18 protein-coding genes are annotated in these 18,343 nt (G+C 68.7%); 8 read left to right on the forward strand and 10 right to left on the reverse strand.

The window, feature by feature from the left end; genetic code table 11:
* Positions 1-9: 9 nt before the first annotated feature.
* Both M2317_RS07535 and M2317_RS07540 read right to left on the reverse strand, forming a co-directional pair.
* A complete protein-coding gene (locus M2317_RS07535; protein WP_429458825.1) occupies positions 10-414 on the reverse strand; it encodes a (R)-mandelonitrile lyase in 405 nt (134 codons plus the stop codon).
* A 26-nt stretch (positions 415-440) separates the two neighbouring features.
* Entirely contained in the window at positions 441-1,463 is a 1,023-nt protein-coding gene (locus M2317_RS07540) for a zinc-dependent alcohol dehydrogenase family protein (protein ID WP_429458827.1), read from the reverse strand.
* A 126-nt stretch (positions 1,464-1,589) separates the two neighbouring features.
* Here M2317_RS07540 and M2317_RS07545 point away from each other — a divergent pair, with 126 nt between their 5' ends.
* Both M2317_RS07545 and M2317_RS07550 read left to right on the forward strand, forming a co-directional pair.
* Positions 1,590-2,474: a helix-turn-helix domain-containing protein gene (locus tag M2317_RS07545; RefSeq protein ID WP_429458829.1), complete on the forward strand. Its 885-nt coding sequence runs from the start codon at positions 1,590-1,592 to the stop codon at positions 2,472-2,474.
* A complete protein-coding gene (locus tag M2317_RS07550; RefSeq protein WP_429458831.1) occupies positions 2,471-3,130 on the forward strand; it encodes a GTP cyclohydrolase II in 660 nt (219 codons plus the stop codon). Before M2317_RS07545 ends, M2317_RS07550 begins: the two co-directional genes overlap by 4 nt.
* Positions 3,131-3,298: 168 nt before the next feature.
* Here M2317_RS07550 and M2317_RS07555 read toward each other — a convergent pair whose 3' ends face one another.
* The 3 genes from M2317_RS07555 to M2317_RS07565 are packed head-to-tail and all read right to left on the reverse strand — an operon-like array spanning position 3,299 to position 5,427.
* On the reverse strand, positions 3,299-4,042 hold the full coding sequence (locus M2317_RS07555) for an SDR family oxidoreductase (protein ID WP_429458833.1): 744 nt from the start codon (positions 4,040-4,042) through the stop codon (positions 3,299-3,301).
* 13 nt (positions 4,043-4,055) lie between these two features.
* Positions 4,056-4,553 (reverse strand): hypothetical protein, encoded by a 498-nt coding sequence (locus M2317_RS07560; RefSeq protein WP_429458835.1) that lies wholly within the window; start codon positions 4,551-4,553, stop codon positions 4,056-4,058.
* 1 nt (position 4,554) lies between these two features.
* Positions 4,555-5,427 (reverse strand): aldo/keto reductase, encoded by an 873-nt coding sequence (locus M2317_RS07565; protein WP_429459553.1) that lies wholly within the window; start codon positions 5,425-5,427, stop codon positions 4,555-4,557.
* A 198-nt stretch (positions 5,428-5,625) separates the two neighbouring features.
* On the opposite strand from M2317_RS07565, the gene M2317_RS07570 reads away from it, so the two are divergent.
* Positions 5,626-6,507 (forward strand): helix-turn-helix transcriptional regulator, encoded by an 882-nt coding sequence (locus M2317_RS07570; RefSeq protein ID WP_429458837.1) that lies wholly within the window; start codon positions 5,626-5,628, stop codon positions 6,505-6,507.
* Here M2317_RS07570 and M2317_RS07575 read toward each other — a convergent pair.
* Positions 6,497-7,435, reverse strand: coding sequence for a DUF1214 domain-containing protein (locus tag M2317_RS07575; protein WP_429458838.1), 939 nt, complete (start codon positions 7,433-7,435; stop codon positions 6,497-6,499). The two genes, M2317_RS07570 and M2317_RS07575, sit on opposite strands and share 11 nt — an antisense overlap.
* Positions 7,436-7,557: 122 nt before the next feature.
* Between M2317_RS07575 and M2317_RS07580 the strand changes: the two genes are divergently transcribed.
* The gene (locus M2317_RS07580) at positions 7,558-7,887 is read left to right on the forward strand and encodes a helix-turn-helix domain-containing protein (protein WP_429458840.1); all 330 of its coding nucleotides are present in this window, start codon (positions 7,558-7,560) and stop codon (positions 7,885-7,887) included.
* A gap of 99 nt (positions 7,888-7,986) precedes the next feature.
* On the opposite strand, the gene M2317_RS07585 is transcribed toward M2317_RS07580, so the two are convergent.
* From M2317_RS07585 to M2317_RS07595, 3 genes are all read right to left on the reverse strand, one after another.
* Positions 7,987-8,577, reverse strand: coding sequence for a ClpP family protease (locus tag M2317_RS07585; protein WP_429458842.1), 591 nt, complete (start codon positions 8,575-8,577; stop codon positions 7,987-7,989).
* On the reverse strand, positions 8,574-9,188 hold the full coding sequence (locus M2317_RS07590) for a ClpP family protease (protein WP_429458844.1): 615 nt from the start codon (positions 9,186-9,188) through the stop codon (positions 8,574-8,576). The genes M2317_RS07585 and M2317_RS07590 overlap by 4 nt, the downstream gene beginning before the upstream one ends.
* Positions 9,189-9,285: 97 nt before the next feature.
* Positions 9,286-12,429 (reverse strand): alkaline phosphatase D family protein, encoded by a 3,144-nt coding sequence (locus tag M2317_RS07595; protein WP_429458846.1) that lies wholly within the window; start codon positions 12,427-12,429, stop codon positions 9,286-9,288.
* A 247-nt stretch (positions 12,430-12,676) separates the two neighbouring features.
* On the opposite strand from M2317_RS07595, the gene M2317_RS07600 reads away from it, so the two are divergent.
* The 4 genes from M2317_RS07600 to M2317_RS07615 are packed head-to-tail and all read left to right on the forward strand — an operon-like array spanning position 12,677 to position 17,103.
* Complete coding sequence (locus M2317_RS07600; protein ID WP_429458847.1) at positions 12,677-13,594, forward strand: metal ABC transporter substrate-binding protein; 918 nt, start codon at positions 12,677-12,679, stop codon at positions 13,592-13,594.
* A complete protein-coding gene (locus M2317_RS07605; protein ID WP_429458849.1) occupies positions 13,591-14,322 on the forward strand; it encodes a metal ABC transporter ATP-binding protein in 732 nt (243 codons plus the stop codon). Before M2317_RS07600 ends, M2317_RS07605 begins: the two co-directional genes overlap by 4 nt.
* The gene (locus M2317_RS07610) at positions 14,319-15,182 is read left to right on the forward strand and encodes a metal ABC transporter permease (RefSeq protein ID WP_429458851.1); all 864 of its coding nucleotides are present in this window, start codon (positions 14,319-14,321) and stop codon (positions 15,180-15,182) included. The genes M2317_RS07605 and M2317_RS07610 overlap by 4 nt, the downstream gene beginning before the upstream one ends.
* 10 nt (positions 15,183-15,192) lie before the next feature.
* Entirely contained in the window at positions 15,193-17,103 is a 1,911-nt protein-coding gene (locus tag M2317_RS07615) for a M3 family metallopeptidase (protein ID WP_429458852.1), read from the forward strand.
* A 9-nt stretch (positions 17,104-17,112) separates the two neighbouring features.
* Here M2317_RS07615 and M2317_RS07620 read toward each other — a convergent pair whose 3' ends face one another.
* Entirely contained in the window at positions 17,113-18,294 is a 1,182-nt protein-coding gene (locus M2317_RS07620) for a trans-sulfuration enzyme family protein (RefSeq protein ID WP_429458853.1), read from the reverse strand.
* Positions 18,295-18,343 lie beyond the last annotated feature (49 nt).

Genomic DNA, 18,343 nt, shown 5'->3' on the forward strand with positions numbered 1-18,343 from the left:
GGAGGCTCCTCAGGGACGCCGGGAGTACTCCTCGTCGGTGACGTGCTCGAGCCAGGTCGTCGTCTCGGCCGGGTCGTCGGCGGACTCCAGCAGCGCGAGGTGCTGCATGAAGCAGTCCTCCGTGGCGCCGTGCCAGTGCTCCTCCCCCGGCGGTGTGTAGATCGTCTGGCCAGGGTGCGCCTCGACGACGACGCCGTCGCGGGTTCCGACGCGGGCGATCCCCTCGGTCACCCGCAGGTACTGCCCGCGGGCGTGCGAGTGCCAGGCCGTGCGCGCACCCGGGGCGAAGCGCACGAGTCCGCCGGACATCCGCTGGTCCGCGTCGTGCGGGGCGAAGATCGGATCGAACCAGACGTCGCCGGTGAACTGCTCCGGCGGGTTCTTGACCGTGGGTCGCAATTCTTCGATGTGCATGTTCTCTCCTCTCGCAGGGCTGAGGCTCAGAGCGTCAGCAGAACCTTGGTCGCGCGGCGCTCGTCCATCGCCCGATAGCCCTCAGCGGCATCCTCCAGCGGCAGTGTCAGGTCGAAGACCTTGCCGGGGTCGATCTTGCGATCCCAGATGAGCTGGATGAGGTCGGGCAGGAAGCGGCGCACCGGTGCGGGGCCGCCGTGCAGGTGGATCTCCGCGAAGAACAGCTCCTCACCGGAGAGCTGCACGTCGTGCGCGACGCCGACATAGCCGACGTGGCCGCCCGGACGCACCGCGCGGATCGCCTGCTCCATCGACTCCTGGGTGCCGACGGCCTCGATGACCGAATGCGCGCCGTAGCCGTTCGTGAGCTCCTTGATCCGGGCCACGCCTTCGTCGCCCCGCTCTTCGACGATGTCGGTCGCGCCGTACTCCCGGGCGAGCGCCTGGCGATCGGCGTGCCGGCTCATCGCGATGATGCGCTCCGCACCCAGCTGCTTCGCCGCCAGGATGCCCATCAGACCGACCGCGCCGTCACCGACGACCGCGACCGTCTTACCGGGTCCGACCTCGGCCGCGACAGCGGCGAACCAGCCCGTGCCGAGTACATCGGATGCTGCCAGCAGCGAGGGGATCAGGTCGGCGTCCGGCTGGCCCGGCGTCACCACGAGCGTGCCGTCGGCGTACGGGATGCGAGCCCGCTCGGCCTGCGTGCCGATCGTGACCGACACGAACTCGGCGTGCACGCACTTGGACTGGTAACCGGACCGGCAGATCTCGCAGGTGTTGTCCGAGATCACGAACGATCCCACGACGAAGTCGCCGACGGTCAAAGTGGTGACCTCGGAGCCGATCTCCTCGACGACGCCGACGTACTCGTGACCCATGTGCTGATGGTCGACGGGCTCGGCTCCGCGGTACGGCCACAGGTCGGATCCGCAGATGCAGGTCGCGGTGATGCGGATCACGGCATCCGTCTGGTCGATGATCCTCGGGTCCTCGCGCTCCTCCACCCGGACGTCACCGGGGGCATACATGACGACTCCACGCATTTCACATTCTCCTCGTGTCTGGGGTTGATGACAGTCAACCCGCGTTTGCGCACCCGAGGAAGGTGCTGTCAAGGGGTGTACCAGCAGGGCGCCCCTCGGCAGCCGTCCGCGTCCTACGATCACTGCATGGACAATCGAGCAGAGGTCCGCGAATTCCTGACGTCGCGGCGCGCCAAGGTGACTCCGGATCAGGCCGGCATCGTCGGTGGCGCGAACCGCCGTGTTCCGGGGCTCCGCCGCACCGAGGTCGCGATGCTCGCCGGCGTCAGCGTCGAGTACTACGCCAAGCTCGAGCGCGGAGCGCTCGCCGGGGCATCGTCGTCCGTTCTCGACGCACTGTCCCGCGCACTGCTCCTGGACGACACCGAGCGCGCGCACCTGTTCGATCTGGCGCGCGCCGCCGACGGCATCCCGACCTCAGGGCGAGCGCGTCGCCGTACGGCTTCCAGCGCCGCTCCGCGGATCAGCCTGCAGTGGGCGCTGGAAGCCCTGACCGGCGCCGTCGCGTTCGTCCGTGACCAGCATCAGGACCTCATCGCCACGAATGCCCTGGGCCGGGCGTTCTTCTCTCCTCTGATCGGCGAGGGCGGGCGCACGCCGAACCTCGCACGATTCCAGTTCCTGGATCCGGCGTCGAAGGACTTCTACCCCGACTGGGACCTCTTCGCCGAGATGTGCGTCGCGATCATGCGCGCCGAAGCCGGTCGCGATCCGCACGACAAGGCGCTGCAGGATCTCGTCGGCGAGCTGTCGACGCAGAGCGACGTGTTCCGTCGGCTGTGGGCCGCGCACGACGTGCGCCAGCACGGAGCGGGCACCAAGCGCTACCGGCATCCGATCGTCGGCGACGTCACCCTGGCCTACGAGGAGCTCGCGATCACGGCGGAGCCCGGGCAGGTGCTCATGGTCTACACCGCCGAACCCGGTTCGCCCTCGGCGGAGCGACTCGGTCTGCTCGCGAGCTGGGCCGCCGGGAATACCCGGTCCGGCGGCGCGTTGCACACCGCATGACAGAATCCTCGACGGTTCTCGCCGCTGCATCCGAGCGCACGCACGTCCGTGTGCCGATGCGGTTCTCGGACGGGTACGCGACGACCGCGGACGTCTTCACCTTCGACGGCCTCGCCGACGAGCGCGAGCATCTGCTGCTCGGCCTCGGCGACTGGCAGGGCGCGCTGGAGCGCGCGGCATCCGGAGGGCCGGCTCCGCTCGTGCGGCCGCACAGCGAATGCCTCACCGGAGACGTCTTCGGATCCGAGCGCTGCGACTGCGGCCCGCAGTTGCGCGAAGCGGTCGAGCGGATCGCCGGCGAGGGCGGATTCCTGCTGTATCTGCGGCAGGAGGGCCGGGGCATCGGACTGTACGCCAAGCTCGACGCGTACGCGCTGCAGGATGCCGGACTCGACACGTACGAGGCGAACCTCGCCCTCGGCCACGGCGAGGACGAGCGGGACTACACCGCGGCGGCGCAGATGCTGACCGCGGTCGGCGTGCGTGCGATCCGCCTGCTGAGCAACAACCCGGACAAGGCCGTGCAGCTCGAGGGTCTGGGCATCGCTGTGGAGGAGCGGGTTCCCACCGCCGTGCACCTGTCGGCCGCGAACGCCGCGTACCTCCGGGCGAAGCGCGACCACACCGCGCACACGCTCGACCTCTCAGCCGCGTAGGTCGACTCGATCCGGAGGAGAACGCACGATTCGGAGGAGCGGATGCCGCAAAAGCATCCTCCCGATCGTGCGAAGTCCTCCCGTTCACGCGTAGGCGGGGAGCCGCACAGCAATCGCGCGTTTCGTCTCGGTCGGATTCACGGTCCTGGATCGACGAATCAGAAACGCTCAGCCCGCGAGCGCGCGGATCCGCTCCAGATCGGCCAGCACGGAGGCCGGCTCCTCGGACAGCGGCTGGGTGTCGGCATCCAGTGCGCCGTCCAGGCCTGTGTCCGGAACGAGCGCAGCGAAGAGCGGGTCGAGGTCGGACTGCGCCGGACCGTGCTCCGCGACGAGCTCGAACGTCTTGCCGACCGCGGCATCCGAAGTCAGCGCCGACACGAGCACCTGAGCGATCTGCGCCCGCGCGATGACGCCGTCCGCCGGGCTGCCGGCGGTGCGGGTGTCGCCCTGGAGGAAGACCAGCTCGTGCTGATCGTCGTCGTTGTAGTCGAACCAACCCGGCCGCACAATCGTGTACGGGTGACCGCTGGCGCGGACCAGCCGCTCACCGCGGCGCTTCCAGTCGTGCGCACGATTCGACGTGTTGTATCCGCCGCGGTAGGTGACCCCGATCGCGGTCATCAGCGCGATGCGCACCGGTCGATCGCCGATGGCCTCGAGAACGCCGCGCACGCCGCCGTAGTCGACGTCGCGGAATCCTGCCTCGTCGCCGTGCGTCCCGTGAGTGAAGACGACCGCGTCGACGCCGTCCACGGCATCCGTGAGGGTCGACGGATCGGTGAGGTCTCCGGTGACGTCGCCGCCGCGCCGGCTGAGCACGCGCACGGGATGGCCGGCCTCCGTCGCGATGCGGGCGACGTGGCGGCCGATGCTGCCGGTGCCTCCGACGAGCAGGATGTTCAGACTCATGATTCCTCCGTGTTCATGCCTGGGCGCCGGCCTTGATCTCGGCGAGGGCGTTCATGAACCCTTTCGAGCATCCGCTGGCTCCGGCGAGCCGGTCGATGGCGATGTCATCGAGATCCCGGCCGATGATCTCCTCGCCGATGGCGTCGGCGAAACGTTCCTGGTGGCCGAGGGAGGTCGGATCCTCGGCCGGAGTGGTGACGGTGACGTCGGTGACGACGTCGCCCTCGATGGTCAGAGTGACGTCCTGGTGCGACGGCAGCGACCCGTACCATCCGGTCGCCTCGTACGTGCCGTCGGCGTAGTCCGTATCGGATGCCGTCGGAACAGGGTCCCGGCTCGCGGCTGCCTCCTCGGGGTCGGTGTCCGCCGCGGGCGTCCCGCCGGCGCATCCGACCAGTCCGGCGAGAGCGAATGCCGCCGCCAGTCCGCCGCCGAGCCGCCTCGCATCGCGCACATCGCTCGACCCGTGGTCGGACGAAGGCGACGTGCGCGATGCGAAAGCGGTGGGCATGTCAGGCCTCGGGGATCTCGCGTCCGAACGTCTCGAGCGTGACGTCCTCGGGCTCGGGTCCCCGGCGCACCTCGGTGTCCAGCGCGTCGATCGACGCCAGCTCGTCGGCGGAGAGCTCGAAATCGAAGACGTCGAAGTTCTCCTGGATGCGCGCGGGGCGCACCGACTTCGGCAGCGCGGACCGGCCCTGCTGCAGGTGCCAGCGCAGCATCACCTGGGCCGGGGACTTGCCGTGCGCCGCGCCGATCACCTTCAGCGTCTCGTCGTCGAACGCGGATGCGCCGTTCGGGCGATACACCGTGATGCCGCCGATCGGCGACCAGGCCTGAGTCACGGTGCCGGCCGCGGCATCCGCCTGCTGCACCGCACGCTGCTGGAAGTAGGGGTGCACCTCGATCTGGTTGACTGCCGGGACGATGCTCGTCTCCTCGGACAGGCGTGCGAGGTGGTCGAGCATGAAGTTGCTCACGCCGATGGCACGGACGCGACCGTCGGCGAGCAGGGCCTCCAGCGCCTTGTAGGCGCCGACGGTGAGATCGAAGCGCGTCGGCAGCGCCTGGTGCAGGATCAGCAGGTCGAGCTGGTCGACGCCGAGCTTTCCGGTGGACTTCTCGAACGCGTGCAGCGTCTCGTCGTAGCCGTAGTCGCTGATCCAGACCTTCGTCTCGATGAAGACGTCGTCGCGGGCGATGCCGACGCGGCGGATCGCTTCGCCGACCTCGCGCTCGTTGCCGTACGCGGCGGCGGTGTCGATGAGCCGGTAGCCGGTCTCGAGGGCCGCGCTGACCGCGTCGACCGTCTCCTCCGGAGCCGACTGGAAGACGCCGAAGCCGAGGGCGGGCATCTGGATGCCGTTGTTGAGGGTGATGTTCATGGTCATGCCTCCAGTGTGGATGTGGTTGCGAATTCGAGGGAGGGGCTGTCGGTACCTGTCACGCGCACGCACGGCAGAGCTTCCGGGTCGTGGTCATGAGTCCATTCCAGTCGCGTGCCCGGCGGGGCGGCAGTGACGGCTCTCCCCGGTACTGCTGGTACCTCCTTTCGCCGGACGCCACGGCGTACCGTCGATGTCATGGACACCCGAACCGAGGTGCGCGAGTTCCTCTCGACACGGCGCGCACGCCTCACCCCCGATCAGGCCGGTCTGCCCGCGTTCGGGGGCAATCGCCGCGTCCCTGGGCTCCGCCGCGAGGAGGTCTCGCTGCTCGCCGGCGTCAGCGTCGACTACTACACGCGGCTCGAGCGCGGCGACCTGTCCGGTGTCTCCGACAGCGTGCTCGACGCGCTCGCCCGCGCGCTGCAGCTGGATGAGGCCGAGACCGCGCATCTGTTCGATCTCGCCCGCACGGCGAACGCCTCACCGGTGGCCCGCAAGCCGCGCAAGAAGACGGAGGGCCTGCGCCCCAGCATCCTGCGCCTGCTGGATGCCATGACCGAGGCACCCGCGCTGGTGCGCAACAACTATTTCGACTACCTCGCGGGCAACACCCTCGGCCGGGCCCTGTACGCCCCATTGTTCGCCGAACCGGCCCCCAACAGTGCCCGGTTCGCGTTCCTGAACCCGGCCGCACAGGACTTCTACCCGGAGTGGGAGCGCAACACGCAGGAACTCGTCGCCGCGATGCGCGGCGAGGCCGGGCGCAACCCGTACGACAAGAAGCTCACGGATCTCGTCGGCGAGCTGTCGACACGCAGCGAACGTTTCCGCACGCTGTGGGCCGCGCATAATGTGCGCTTCCATCGCACCGGCGTGAAGAGGCTCAACCATCCGGTGTTCAGCGAGCTCGAGCTCACCTACGAGGCGTTCGAGCTGCCGGCCGACCCGGGGCTGCACCTGTCGACCTACACGGCGGAACCGGGAACGGCGTCGGCCGACAAGCTGAAGCTGCTGGCCAGCTGGGCGGCGACGGATGCCGCGGTTCCGGGCGCGTCGCGCGATCGGACTACGCGCTGATCGTCGGGAACGTCCAGGCGCCGTCGGTGATCTCGGGACGCGGGCGATACAGCCGCACGAGGTAGTTCCATCCGTCGGTGATCGGAATCGCGTTGGGCGTGTCCACCGGATAGTCCCCGAAGCGCACGGTCGTCGACCCGTCGGCGTTCTTCTCCGCGGTGATGTTGTTGACCGTGTACGCATCTCGATCGTTCGGCTCGAAGTAGCCCTGGGCGTTGTAGACCGAGATCGACCAGAAGCCATCGACCGGCACGTCTCCGACAGTGAGCTCGTACTGCCCGACCGGCAACCGCGGGTCCACACCGATGTACGACGCCTCGCTGGTCGGCAGCCCGCCCCATCCCGCGGCCGTGCCGATGAGATGGCGGACCGGTTCGACTTCGTCCCTCGCACCGAACATGCGGTCGAAGCCGGTCAGATTCCTGGCGAGAGAGAGCAGCGCGTCCCTCGTCTCGTCAAAGGACTCAGTGTCGTAGTCGGGGTACGCGAACCGCTCCGCCGAGCGGCTCGTCAGTCGAATGCCGTCCTGCAGCGTCGCCACGGTCCGCACGTCGTCCGCATCTGCGGGGTCGACGAGGATCCGCACGGCCACGACGACATAGTCGCTGCCGAGCTCGTCAGCACGGAGCTCGTGGTCGCCGGCATCGTGGAAGACCGTCTGCACGAAGTGATCCTCGTTGACGATCATCGCCGAGAGATAGCGCTCCCCGGCATCCGGCAGCGTCAGCGTGGCCCCGTCCGAGACATCGACGACGGCGAAGCTGTAGAGGGTGTCGCGGTTCAGCCGGATCACCGTCTGCCGGTCGATCGCCGCCGGTTCGCGGTTGTGCAGGAAGATGTTGACGCCCCCTGCGCTCTCCTGCAGGTCGTGGAACATCCGATCTGTCTCGGCCCGGACGAAGTTGTCAGCGTTCACATGAGTGGTCACGGGGCTGATCCTCCCACAGCCTCGCCTCGAGGGGTCGCGAATCGTGCCGCTGGAGCCGCAGTGGCGTTCTGCTCTGAGCAGAACGCCTCGATCATGAGGCCCGGGCCGACTTATCGTGAGGCATGGCCGACATCGTCCCGTTCCCGCGTCCCCTGAACCGCGACCCGGAGCCGCTCTGGCGCCAGCTTCTCGGTGATCAGCTCCGTCGCCGTCGCCATGACCGCGAGGAGACCCTCACCGAGACCGCCGACACGGCCGGAGTGTCGCCGCAGTACCTCTCCGAAGTCGAACGCGGGCTCAAGGAGCCGTCGAGCGAGATGATCGCCGCGATCGCGGGCGCCCTCGACACGAGTCTCATCGAGTTGACCAGCGCGATCGCAGATGAGCTGCGGTCGACCCCGGCATCCGTCTCCGCATCCGCCGCACGCGGCGTCTTCGCCCTCGCCGCCTGACACGGCACCGCTTCGGGGCCGGCACGCCAGATGTCGGACGATCTCGAGCGAAACGTCCGACAGGTGGCGTGTCGGCCCCCGGTGTGCGCGCCTTCGGCTTCAGTCGCGCGCACCCAGCACGGTGTCGATGAGTCCGTACTCCTGGGCCGCGGATGCCGTGAACACCCGATCCCGATCGGTATCGGCCCGCAGCGACTCGACCGAACGCCCGGTGTGCCGCGCGAGCACGGCCTCGAGGTCCGACCGCACTCGCACGACCTCGTCGGCCGCGAGGATGAGGTCCGGGATCGCACCGCGCGACTGGCCGGCCGGCTGGTGCAGCACGATGCGCGCGTGCGTCAGCGCCGCGCGCTGCCCTTCGGCTCCGGCCGCGACGAGCAGGGCCGCCGGTCCGATCGCCTGGCCCACAACTGTGGTCGCGATGGCGGGGCGAATGTGCTGCATCGTGTCGTAGATCGCCAGTGCCGCGCCCGGATCGCCGCCCTCACTGTTCACGTAGAACTGGATGGCGGCATCCGGAGCATCCGCGTCGAGGTGCAGCAGCTGCGCGATCAACGCGTTCGCGACCCCGGCGTCGATGCCCGTGCCGAGATAGATCACCCGTTCGGCGAGCAGGTGCGAGTAGACATCCATGATGCGCTCGCCCCGCGGATGCTGCGCGATGACGTTCGGGATCGTGTATCCGCTCATGACTGCCCTCCCAGGCCCACCCGTGCGCGTCGGCGCGGGAACACCTCGGCGGTCGAGGTGATGATCTCGTCGATGAATCCGTAATCGAGCGCTTCGGATGCCGTGTACCACCGGTCGTGCAGCGAATCCTCGAAGATCCGCTCCGGCGACTGGCCGGTGTCGTCGGCGATGAGGCCGAGCACGGTGTCACGCATCTGTCGGAGGTCATCGGCCTGCACCTCGATCTCCACGGCGGAGCCGCCGATCCCCGCCGAGCCCTGGTGCATCAGCACTCTGGCGTGCGGCAGCGCCCTCCGCTTCCCCTTCGTGCCGCCGGACACCAGGAACTGCCCTGCGCTGGCCGCCATCCCCAGCACCAGCGTGGACACGTCGTTCGGGATGAGGTGCATGAGGTCGCGGATCGCGAGCATCGCCGGCACCGAGCCGCCGGGCGAGTGGATCCACAGGGCGATGTCAGCGACCGGGTCCTCGGCGGACAAGGTCAGCAGCTGCGTCATCAGCAGCGTGCCGTTGTCATCGTCGAGGCCGCCGTCGAGCACGAGCACGCGCTCGTGGAACAGCGCACGCCTGGCCTCGGGACCGAACTGCGGGATCGGGTTGTCTTCGCTCATGGATCCAGCGTGCGCCCCGGCATCCTCGCTGTCGCGCGAATCCGCCGTAGGCAGATCCGCTGTGAGCAGTGGGATGCCGGGGTGCCGGCACCTTCGGTCAGCCTTCCTGGTAGAGCACGCCGATCGTGTTCGTCGCGACGGCACCGGAGACGCGTCCGGTGACTTCGACCTCGACGAGCCCCGCAGGCAGGTCGGAGCGTCGGACGGTGAAGTCGTGGAACGCGCTCCGTCCCGGCCGGATGCCGCGAAGCGTCTTCTTGCCGTAGTCGGTGCGGATCTTCACATCCACCGCGACCGCCTCCTGGTTGAGCACGTTCACGGACAGGATCATCTTGTTACGCTCCGCAGCGGACGAGACCGTGACGAGGGCGGCCGGACGATCCGCGTTGACCGCGCGACCGAGCGGGGTGAGTTCCGCAGCGCCCCCGAATCGCGCGCCGTTCTGGGACGACAACGCGACGAGCTTGAGGTAGCGGGCACGCGTCTCGGGGAACTCGATCGTCGTGAGCGCGGTTCCCGCCGGGAGCGAGCCGGTCGCCACCGGCGCCCCCCAGGACACGTTGTCCTCCGACAACTGGATCTCGTAGTCCTTGATCATCCCGTTCGTCGCGCCGTCTTGACGCGGCAGGTGCCCGAGTCCGTCGAGCAGGTGCTCCGACCCCATGTCCAGGACGATCCAGTGCGGGTAGCCCGCCGCATCCGTCGACCAGCGGGAGTGCCAGTGCGATGACGGGTTGCCATCGAGCACGTTCGCGGCCAGATCCCCACTGGCCACGTCCTCCGAGCTCACGGCGGCGATCGCCACGCGTGAACGAGGGACGACGCCCTCGGCCAGGACGGCGACCGGGGCCGTGCGTGATACCGAACCCTTGCGGCCGGAGAACTTGTACGAGGCATGGGCCGTGATCGACGCCGGTCCTGCGGCATGACCGATCGGCGGCTCGACGATCCAGTTGACCGTGCGGCTCTCACCGTCGTCGAGCGTGCCGAGCTTGTCCTCCGTCGACGCCACGGCGCGCCACCCGTCGGGCACCTCGAGGCCGGCCACCACCTGTCGCAGCTTCCCGCCGGACTGATTCGCAACGCTGGTCGTCACGGTCGTCGACTCTCCAGGCAGCAGTTCAGTGCCCGCCGAGGCGACCTGCACGAGTGCGGGCTGCGGCGTGAGCTGCACAGTGTCCGTCTTCACCTCGAACAGCCGCTCCCCGTCGCGATTGATCCAGGTGGCGGTCATCGTCGACGGCTCGACCGTCGTGTCGAGCTCGAGCCGCATGAACACGTGGGGTTCGGCCGCGCTGTGCACCAGCGCCGGGTTCGGCACGTTCAGGCTCGGGATGATCGAGCTGTGCATCGGGCTGACGATGAACTGCCACAGGTCGTATCCGACGCGTGGGCCGTAGTTCAGCGCGCGGGACACGTGGATGTCGCCGCCGAGCAGGAATACGCCGTCGATGCGGTGCTCCTGCACGAAATCGAAGATCGCCTCGCGCTCGTGCGCGTAGGTTCCCCAGTCATCGGACTCCCCATTCATCTTGTCGTCCCAGATCATGCCGGTGGCGATGCACTTGAACGGGGCGCTGCTGGCCAGCAGCTTCTCCTGCAGCCAATCCCACTGGACCTGGCCGATCGCCGTCTGCTTGCCGGAATCGGCCCAGCTCGTCTCGGTGCGACTGAACCAGCGGGGATCGACCAGGAAGACCTCGAGCGGGCCGCGCCGGAACGACGTGTAGATCCCTTCGCCAGCCTCGGTCCGCTCGCGCAGCGGTTCGCCGCCCGCGGTGTGACCATAGGACGAGTGAGCGCGGTAGTCGACGAATGCTCGCCGGTTGTTGCGCTTGCCCGGCAGGTCGCCGTGCACGTCGTTGCCGCCGAAGTCGTGGTCGTCCCATGTCCCCCAGACGGGCATGCTGCGCGTGACCTCGCGCACCTGCGGCTGCTGCAGGAACGCCCGGTGCTTGTCCCGCGCCGTCTGCAGGTTGGTGCTGTCGATGTAGGGGGTGTCCCCCATCATCACGAAGGCTTCGCAGCCCTCGGCACGGATGGTGTCCCAGATGTGGTTGGTCTCGGTCCACACGCAGGAGCCGAGGCCGACGACGAGCTTGGTGGGAGCGTCGTTCTCCGTGGCTGTCGAGAACGATCCGGAGATGTTGAGACCGGGGATGCGGTCGCCGTCGGGGGCGATCGAATAGGAGTACTTCGTGGCGGCCGTCAGACCGCCGATGTCGAACAGCACCGTGTGGTCGTTCTCGGGCGACAGCGCAGCGCGCACGTGGCGCCGTTCCGTGCCCTCGCTCCAGTAGTCCAGGGTCCACTCGGGTCGATCGTGCAGATCGCTGCCCGGGCGGATCAGCACCCGCGAGTGCTCCGTCCCGGTGTCGCCGACCAGCGGTCCGGCGATCGGCTGCATCGTCGGCGTCACCTCCGGCGCAGTGCCGGCGATCACCTGTCGGACGTAGCTGGCGAAGGCGGTGAAGAACATCTCGCTGTCCGCGACAGCGGCAGCCGGCTGAATCGTCTGCCCTGCGGCGTTGTAGACCTTGTCGATCGTCAGGCTGGTGATGATGAAGCGCCCACGCCCGTGGGCGCCCTCGAGCAGGGCCGGCGGGCGTCCGGTGCTCTGGCAGGCGAGAAGCACGCGCATGTTGCTCCAGCCGAGCAGCGATTCCCAGCTCACGCGGATCTGCGTCGAACGGCCGGTGAAGACCTTGCCGTCGACGACGCGCAGATGAGTGATGAGGGGATGGTCGACGGCCACCGGGAAGATCGTGTCGTAGTCGGAGTCGTTGCGGCTCGCCGTCATCGCACCGGGCAGGTACGAGACGGTCGAGTGGAACTGATCCGACTGGGCCATATCCAGCACGACACCACCACCGGAGACGAACGTCTGGATCGATGCCGTCTGGGCCGCGATGTACGCACCGTAGGCAGGAGCATTGTTCGTGAAGCCGCCGAAGGCGATCACGTCGACTCCCTGCTCATCTGCGGCCTTGGCCGTGTCGAGAGGGACGACGGCGAAGCCGGCCTTGGTGAGAAGTTCGGCGAGACCGGTGCCGTTGGTCCATTGGTCCCGATGCTCGAGAACGGCGGCGCGCAACGGTGTGGCGTCTGCCGCACCGGCCGAGCCGGCCCCTGCCTGGGCGAGCAGCGCGGACGCGGCCGCAGTGGCTGCACCCCCGAGGAAACCTCGGCGGCTCGTCAGGAAGGTTTTCGCGGGCTTCTGCTCGCCAGCGCGCTTGGTCATGTGAGCTCCTCGCCCTTCGGGCATATAGGTACCTATCTCCGACAGATCCTCGAAGAAAGGAACAGTTGATTGAACTTCTACGCGTTCATTCGCGCGTCATCGCCGATCGTAGGGACCTAAGCGCACGTCTTCTTGGGAGATTTCATGACATCTCGTTGACAACCTGGTGAACAACCGGGTGCTTCCGGCCCCGGGAAGGCGCGCCGATTCGCTTGTTCCAGGCACTCCGAAAAGGTATCTTTTCGGTGTGCCTAAAAATCCCCGCACCGCCGCGGCGTCCCTCGCAGCCGGCATCCTGCTGGCCGGATCTCTCGCCGGATGCGCGGGGCCGGACACGGCATCCGACGACGACCGACCGATGGTGCTGACGACCTTCACGGTGCTCGCCGACATCGCAGAGAACGTCGCCGGCGAGCATCTGCGCGTGGAGTCGATCACGAAGCCGGGCGCCGAGATCCACGGCTACGAGCCCACTCCCGGCGACATCCGGAAGGCGGCCGATGCGGACCTCATCCTCGACAACGGCCTGAACCTCGAGGTGTGGTTCGCGCAGTTCGTCGAGACGGTCGATGTGCCGCATGCCGTGGTCTCCGACGACGTCGACGTGATCGACATCACCGGCGACGCCTATGCGGGCAAGCCCAATCCGCACGCCTGGATGAGCCCCGCGAACGTGCAGCTCTACGTCGACGCGATGGTCGCGGCCTTCTCGAAACTGGACCCGGACCACGCCGACGAGTACGCCGCGAACGCCGCGTCCTACCAGGCCGACCTGCAGCAGGTTCAGGACGACCTGGTCGCCGACCTCGCCGAGCTCCCCGAGAACCAGCGCGCGCTCGTCACCTGCGAGGGCGCGTTCTCGTACCTCGCCAGGGATGCCGGGCTCACCGAGGCCTACATCTGGCCGGTCAACGCGGAGCAGCAGGCGACTCCGCAGCAGATCGCGGACGTCATCGAGTTCGTCGACGACAACGACGTGCCGGCGGTGTTCTGCGAATCGACCGTGTCCGACAAGCCTATGCAGCAGGTCGTCGAGGCGACTGATGCCTCGTTCGGCGGCGTCCTCTACGTCGACTCCCTCTCAGAGGCCGACGGACCCGTCCCGACATACCTCGACCTGATCCGGCACGACGCGGACACGATCGTCGAGGGGCTGATCGGATGAGCGCGATCGAGGTCAGCGGCGTCACGGTCCGCTACGGCGACGTGCTCGCCCTGGACGACGTCTCGCTCACGGTCGATGCGGGACGCGTCACGGGCCTGATCGGCATGAACGGTTCCGGCAAGTCCACGCTGTTCAAGTCGATCCTCGGGCTCGTACGTCCGGCCACCGGAACGGTGGCGCTGGACGGCGGCGACGCGGCATCCGCTCGACGTCGCGGACTCGTCGGGTACGTCCCGCAGAGCGAGGACGTGGACTGGTCGTTCCCCGTCTCGGTGCGCGATGTCGTCATGATGGGCCGCTACGGCAGGCAGGGCATCACGCGGCGAGCGCGCCCCGCCGACCGGACGGCCGTCGACGATGCCCTCGAACGCGTCGAGCTGCACGACCTCGCCGAGCGGCAGATCGGGCAGCTGTCCGGTGGGCAGCGCAAGCGCGCGTTCGTCGCCCGCGGGATCGCTCAGGATGCCGGGATCCTGCTGCTCGACGAGCCCTTCGCGGGGGTCGACAAGCGCAGCGAGGCGACGATCGTCCGGTTGCTGCGCGAGCTCGCGGCCTCCGGACGGACCGTGCTCGTGTCGACGCATGACCTGCATGCCCTGCCCGAGCTGGCCGACGAGGCGGTGCTGCTGCTGCGCCGCGTGCTGTTCCACGGGTCGGTCGCCGCGGCGCTGGAGCCGGCCCAGCTGGCCAGGGCCTTCGGACTGGATGCCGGCGAGGACGCCGCATGATCTGGGACTGGATCCTCGAACCCCTGCGGTACGACTTCATGGTGCGGGCACTGGCGACGACCGTGATGGCGGCGGTCGTGTGCGCGCTGCTGTCGTGCTGGCTCGTGCTGGTCGGCTGGTCGCTCATGGGCGACGCCGTGTCGCATGCTGTACTTCCCGGCGTCGTCATCGCCTACGTGCTCGGGGCGCCGTTCGCGCTCGGGGCGCTCGTGTTCGGCTTTCTCGCTGTGGCGCTGATCGGCGCGATCCGCGGCACCAGCCGCGTGAAGGAGGATGCCGCGATCGGCATCGTCTTCACCACCCTGTTCGCACTGGGACTCGTGCTCATCTCGGTCACGCCGAGTCAGACGGACCTCAACCACATCATCTTCGGGAACATCCTCGGGGTCTCGGCGGGTGATCTCCTGCAGGTCGGCATTCTCGCGGCCGTCGCGTTCGTCGTGCTGCTCGTCAAGCGCCGCGACCTCACGCTGTACGCGTTCGACCCCACGCACGCATTCGCGATCGGCCTCTCCCCGCGGATGCTGGGGGCGCTGCTGCTCGGCATCCTCGCTCTGACAGCGGTCGTGGCGCTGCAGGTGGTCGGGGTGGTGCTCGTCGTCGCGATGCTCATCATCCCCGGCGCGACGGCTCAACTGCTGACCGACCGCTTCGGACGGATGCTGCTGATCGCGCCCCTCCTCTCGGCGGCGTGCAGCGTCACCGGGATCTACCTCAGTTACTGGTTGGATGCGGCACCCGGCGGGCTGGTCGTCGTCGTGCAGGGGGCGGCATTCGCGCTCGTGTACCTGTTCGCGCCACGGCAAGGGCTGATCGGGCGGCACGTGTTCGCGCGGCGGGCCGTCCGAGCCGCGTCATAGGCTGAGGCGCATGGCTCTCGAACCGCTCGCCCTGCCCGCCGACGACTGGAACGTGTTCATCACCGACCGCGCCGAAACCTCGCTGGCGACCGCCCGCGACATCGTCGCCCGGCTCAAGGACGGCACGCCCCGCAGCCCGCTCGCGATCCTGGAGCTGTGGAACATCGGCGAGATCGCGACGGCGAACGCGTCCAGCTTCACGCAGCTGCTCGCGGAGGTCCACCCGGATGCCGCGGCACGCGAACTCGCCGAGCAGGCGTTGCAGGAGGCATCCGCCTTCGTGACCGAACGCGACCAGGACCGCGAACTGTACGAGGTCTTCGCGGCCGTCGACGCGGCCGATCTCGACCCGCAGGCCGCCCGACTGCTCGAGCGCATCCTGCGCGACTTCCGGCGGGGCGGCGTCGACCAGGACGACGCCACGCGTGCCCGGCTCGCCGAGATCAGCGCCCGGATCACGGTCGTCGACCAGGAGTTCTCCCGGAATGTGCGCGACGACGTGCGCAGCATCCGGATCGCACCGGAACGCCTGTCCGGCCTGCCGGACGATTTCGTGGCGGCGCACCCGACCGGCGAGGACGGCCTGGTCGAGATCACGACGGACTACCCGGACTTCCGGCCGTTCCGTGCCTATGCGCACGATGCGGCCGCCCGCGAGGAGATCGCCCGCGCGTACAACGATCGCGGCTGGCCGGCCAACGACGTGCTGCTGCACGAGCTGCTCGACCTGCGCGCCGAACAGGCGAACCTGCTGGGCTACGCCTCGTGGCCGGACTTCGACGCCGAGGTGAAGATGATCGGCACCGGCGACGCGATCGGCGACTTCATCGAGCGCATCGCCGACCTCTCGGCTGAACGCGCCGAAGCCGACCGCGAAGCCCTGCTGATCCGCGCCCGCCAGGATGACCCGACGATCACCGAGATCACGACGGCCGACGCCGACTACTACGGCGAGATCCTGCGTCGCGAGCAGTACGACGTCGACGCGCAGGAGGTACGCCGCTACTTCGACTTCGCACGCGTGCGCCAGGGCCTGCTGGACGTGACCGGCCGGCTGTTCGGGCTCGCCTACCAGGAGGTCGATGCGCCGGTCTGGGCCGATGAGGTGTCCAGCTACGACGTCCTCCGCGACGGCGAGCGCATCGGGCGCATCCACCTCGACCTGCACCCGCGGGAGGGCAAGTACAAGCACGCGGCGCAGTTCGATCTCGTGACGGGTGTGCGCGGCATCCAGCTGCCCGAGGGCGTCCTGGTGTGCAACTTCCCCCGCGGTCTCATGGAGCACGAGCAGGTCAAGACGCTGTTCCACGAGTTCGGCCACCTGCTGCATCACATCCTCGGCGGCGACCAGGTCTGGGCGCGGTTCTCGGGCGTCGCGACGGAGTGGGACTTCGTCGAGGCTCCGTCGCAGATGCTGGAGGAGTGGGCCTGGGATGCCGACATCCTGCAGACCTTCGCCCTGGATGCCGCGGGCACTCCGATCCCCGCCGATCTCGTGTCCCGCATGCGCGAGGCCGCCGACTCGGACCGCGGCCGCTGGGTGCGCACGCAGATCTTCTACTCCGCGGTGTCCTACCGGCTGCACCTGGAACGTCCGGCCGATCACGACGCAGTGTTGGCGGAGCTGTCGGAGCGCTATTCGGTCATCGCGCGGCTCCCCGACACGCACTTCCAGGCCGGATTCGGGCACCTGACGTCGTACAGCTCCGGCTACTACACGTACATGTGGAGCCTCGTCATCGCGAAGGATCTGTTCAGCGCCTTCGATCCGTCGGACATGTTCGCCGCGGATGTCGCGGGGCGGTACCGGGACGAGGTGCTCGCGCGCGGAGGATCAGCGGATGCCGCGGAGCTCGTGGCTTCGTTCCTCGGCCGCCCGACGTCGTTCGACGCCTTCGGCGGGTGGTTGGCGGGCGCCTGACGCTCCAGGTCAGCGCGCGAGCGCGAGCGACGGGACGGCGGCGAACGCCTGCGCCAGGTCGGCGATGAGGTCATCCGGGTGCTCGAGGCCGATCGACAGGCGCAGCACATCGGCGGCCGGGCGAGCCTCCGCCGGCACGGGCCGATGCGTCAACGCCGCCGGATGCTGGATCAGCGAATCCACTCCGCCGAGCGACACCGCGTGGGTGAACAGCCCCACGCCGGACGCCACAGCGCTCGCGGCCGCGTATCCGCCGCGCACGCGCAGCGCGATCATCGCGCCGGTGCCGCGCATCTGGCGGTCGAGGATGCCGCGGGGGTCGCCGTCCAGACCAGGGAAGAAGACCTCCTCGACCTCCGGCCGATCGATCAGCCACTGCACGACGCGCTGTGCGTTCTCCTGCTGCCGCTGCATCCGGATCGGCAGCGTGGCGAGTCCGCGGTGCAGCAGATAGGCACCGAGCGGATGCAGCAGACCGCCGGTCACGGCGCGGACGCGCCGCAGCGCCTCGGCGGTCTCCTCACTGCAGGCGATGACCCCGGCGATCACGTCGCCGTGTCCGCCGAGGTACTTCGTAGCGCTGTGCAGCGAGAGCGCGGCGCCGTGATCCAGCGGGTTCTGCAGCACTGGCGTCGCGAACGTGTTGTCGACGAGCACGGGAACGGCACCGGCCGAGGCGACGATCGCGGCGATGTCGACGAGTTCGAGCGTCGGGTTCGCCGGGGTCTCCAGGACGACGAGCCCCGTGTCCGCACGGATGGCAGAGGCGACCTCGGACGGTTCGCAGTACGTCGTCTCGACGCCGAGCAGGCCGGAGCCGAGGAGGTGGTCGGTTCCGCCGTACAGCGGCCGGACTGCGACGACGTGGCGGCGCCCGGTCGCTCCGCACAGTGCGAGGATCGCCGCCGTCATGGCGGCCATCCCAGAACCGAAGGCGACGGATGCCTCGGCGTGCTCCAGTTCGGCGAGGGCGTCCTCGAAGCGCGCGACCGTCGGGTTCCAGAGTCGCCCGTAGACCATGCTCCCGTCGGCGGGCGGACGGCCTCCGGTCGCCATGGCCTCGTAGGACTCTCCGCCGCGCTCGACGTCGGGCAGCGGGTTCGTCGTCGAGAGGTCGATGGGCAGCGCGTGAACGCCGAGCGCGGTGAGGTCTGCACGGCCGCTGTGCACGGCCATCGTGTCGGGATGCATGCTCCCATGCTTGCTGACATCGCAATCGAAGTGGGATGATTCGACAGCA

Origin of the sequence: Microbacterium sp. ZKA21, assembly GCF_050434165.1 — a bacterium.
Taxonomy (GTDB): Bacteria; Actinomycetota; Actinomycetes; order Actinomycetales; family Microbacteriaceae; genus Microbacterium.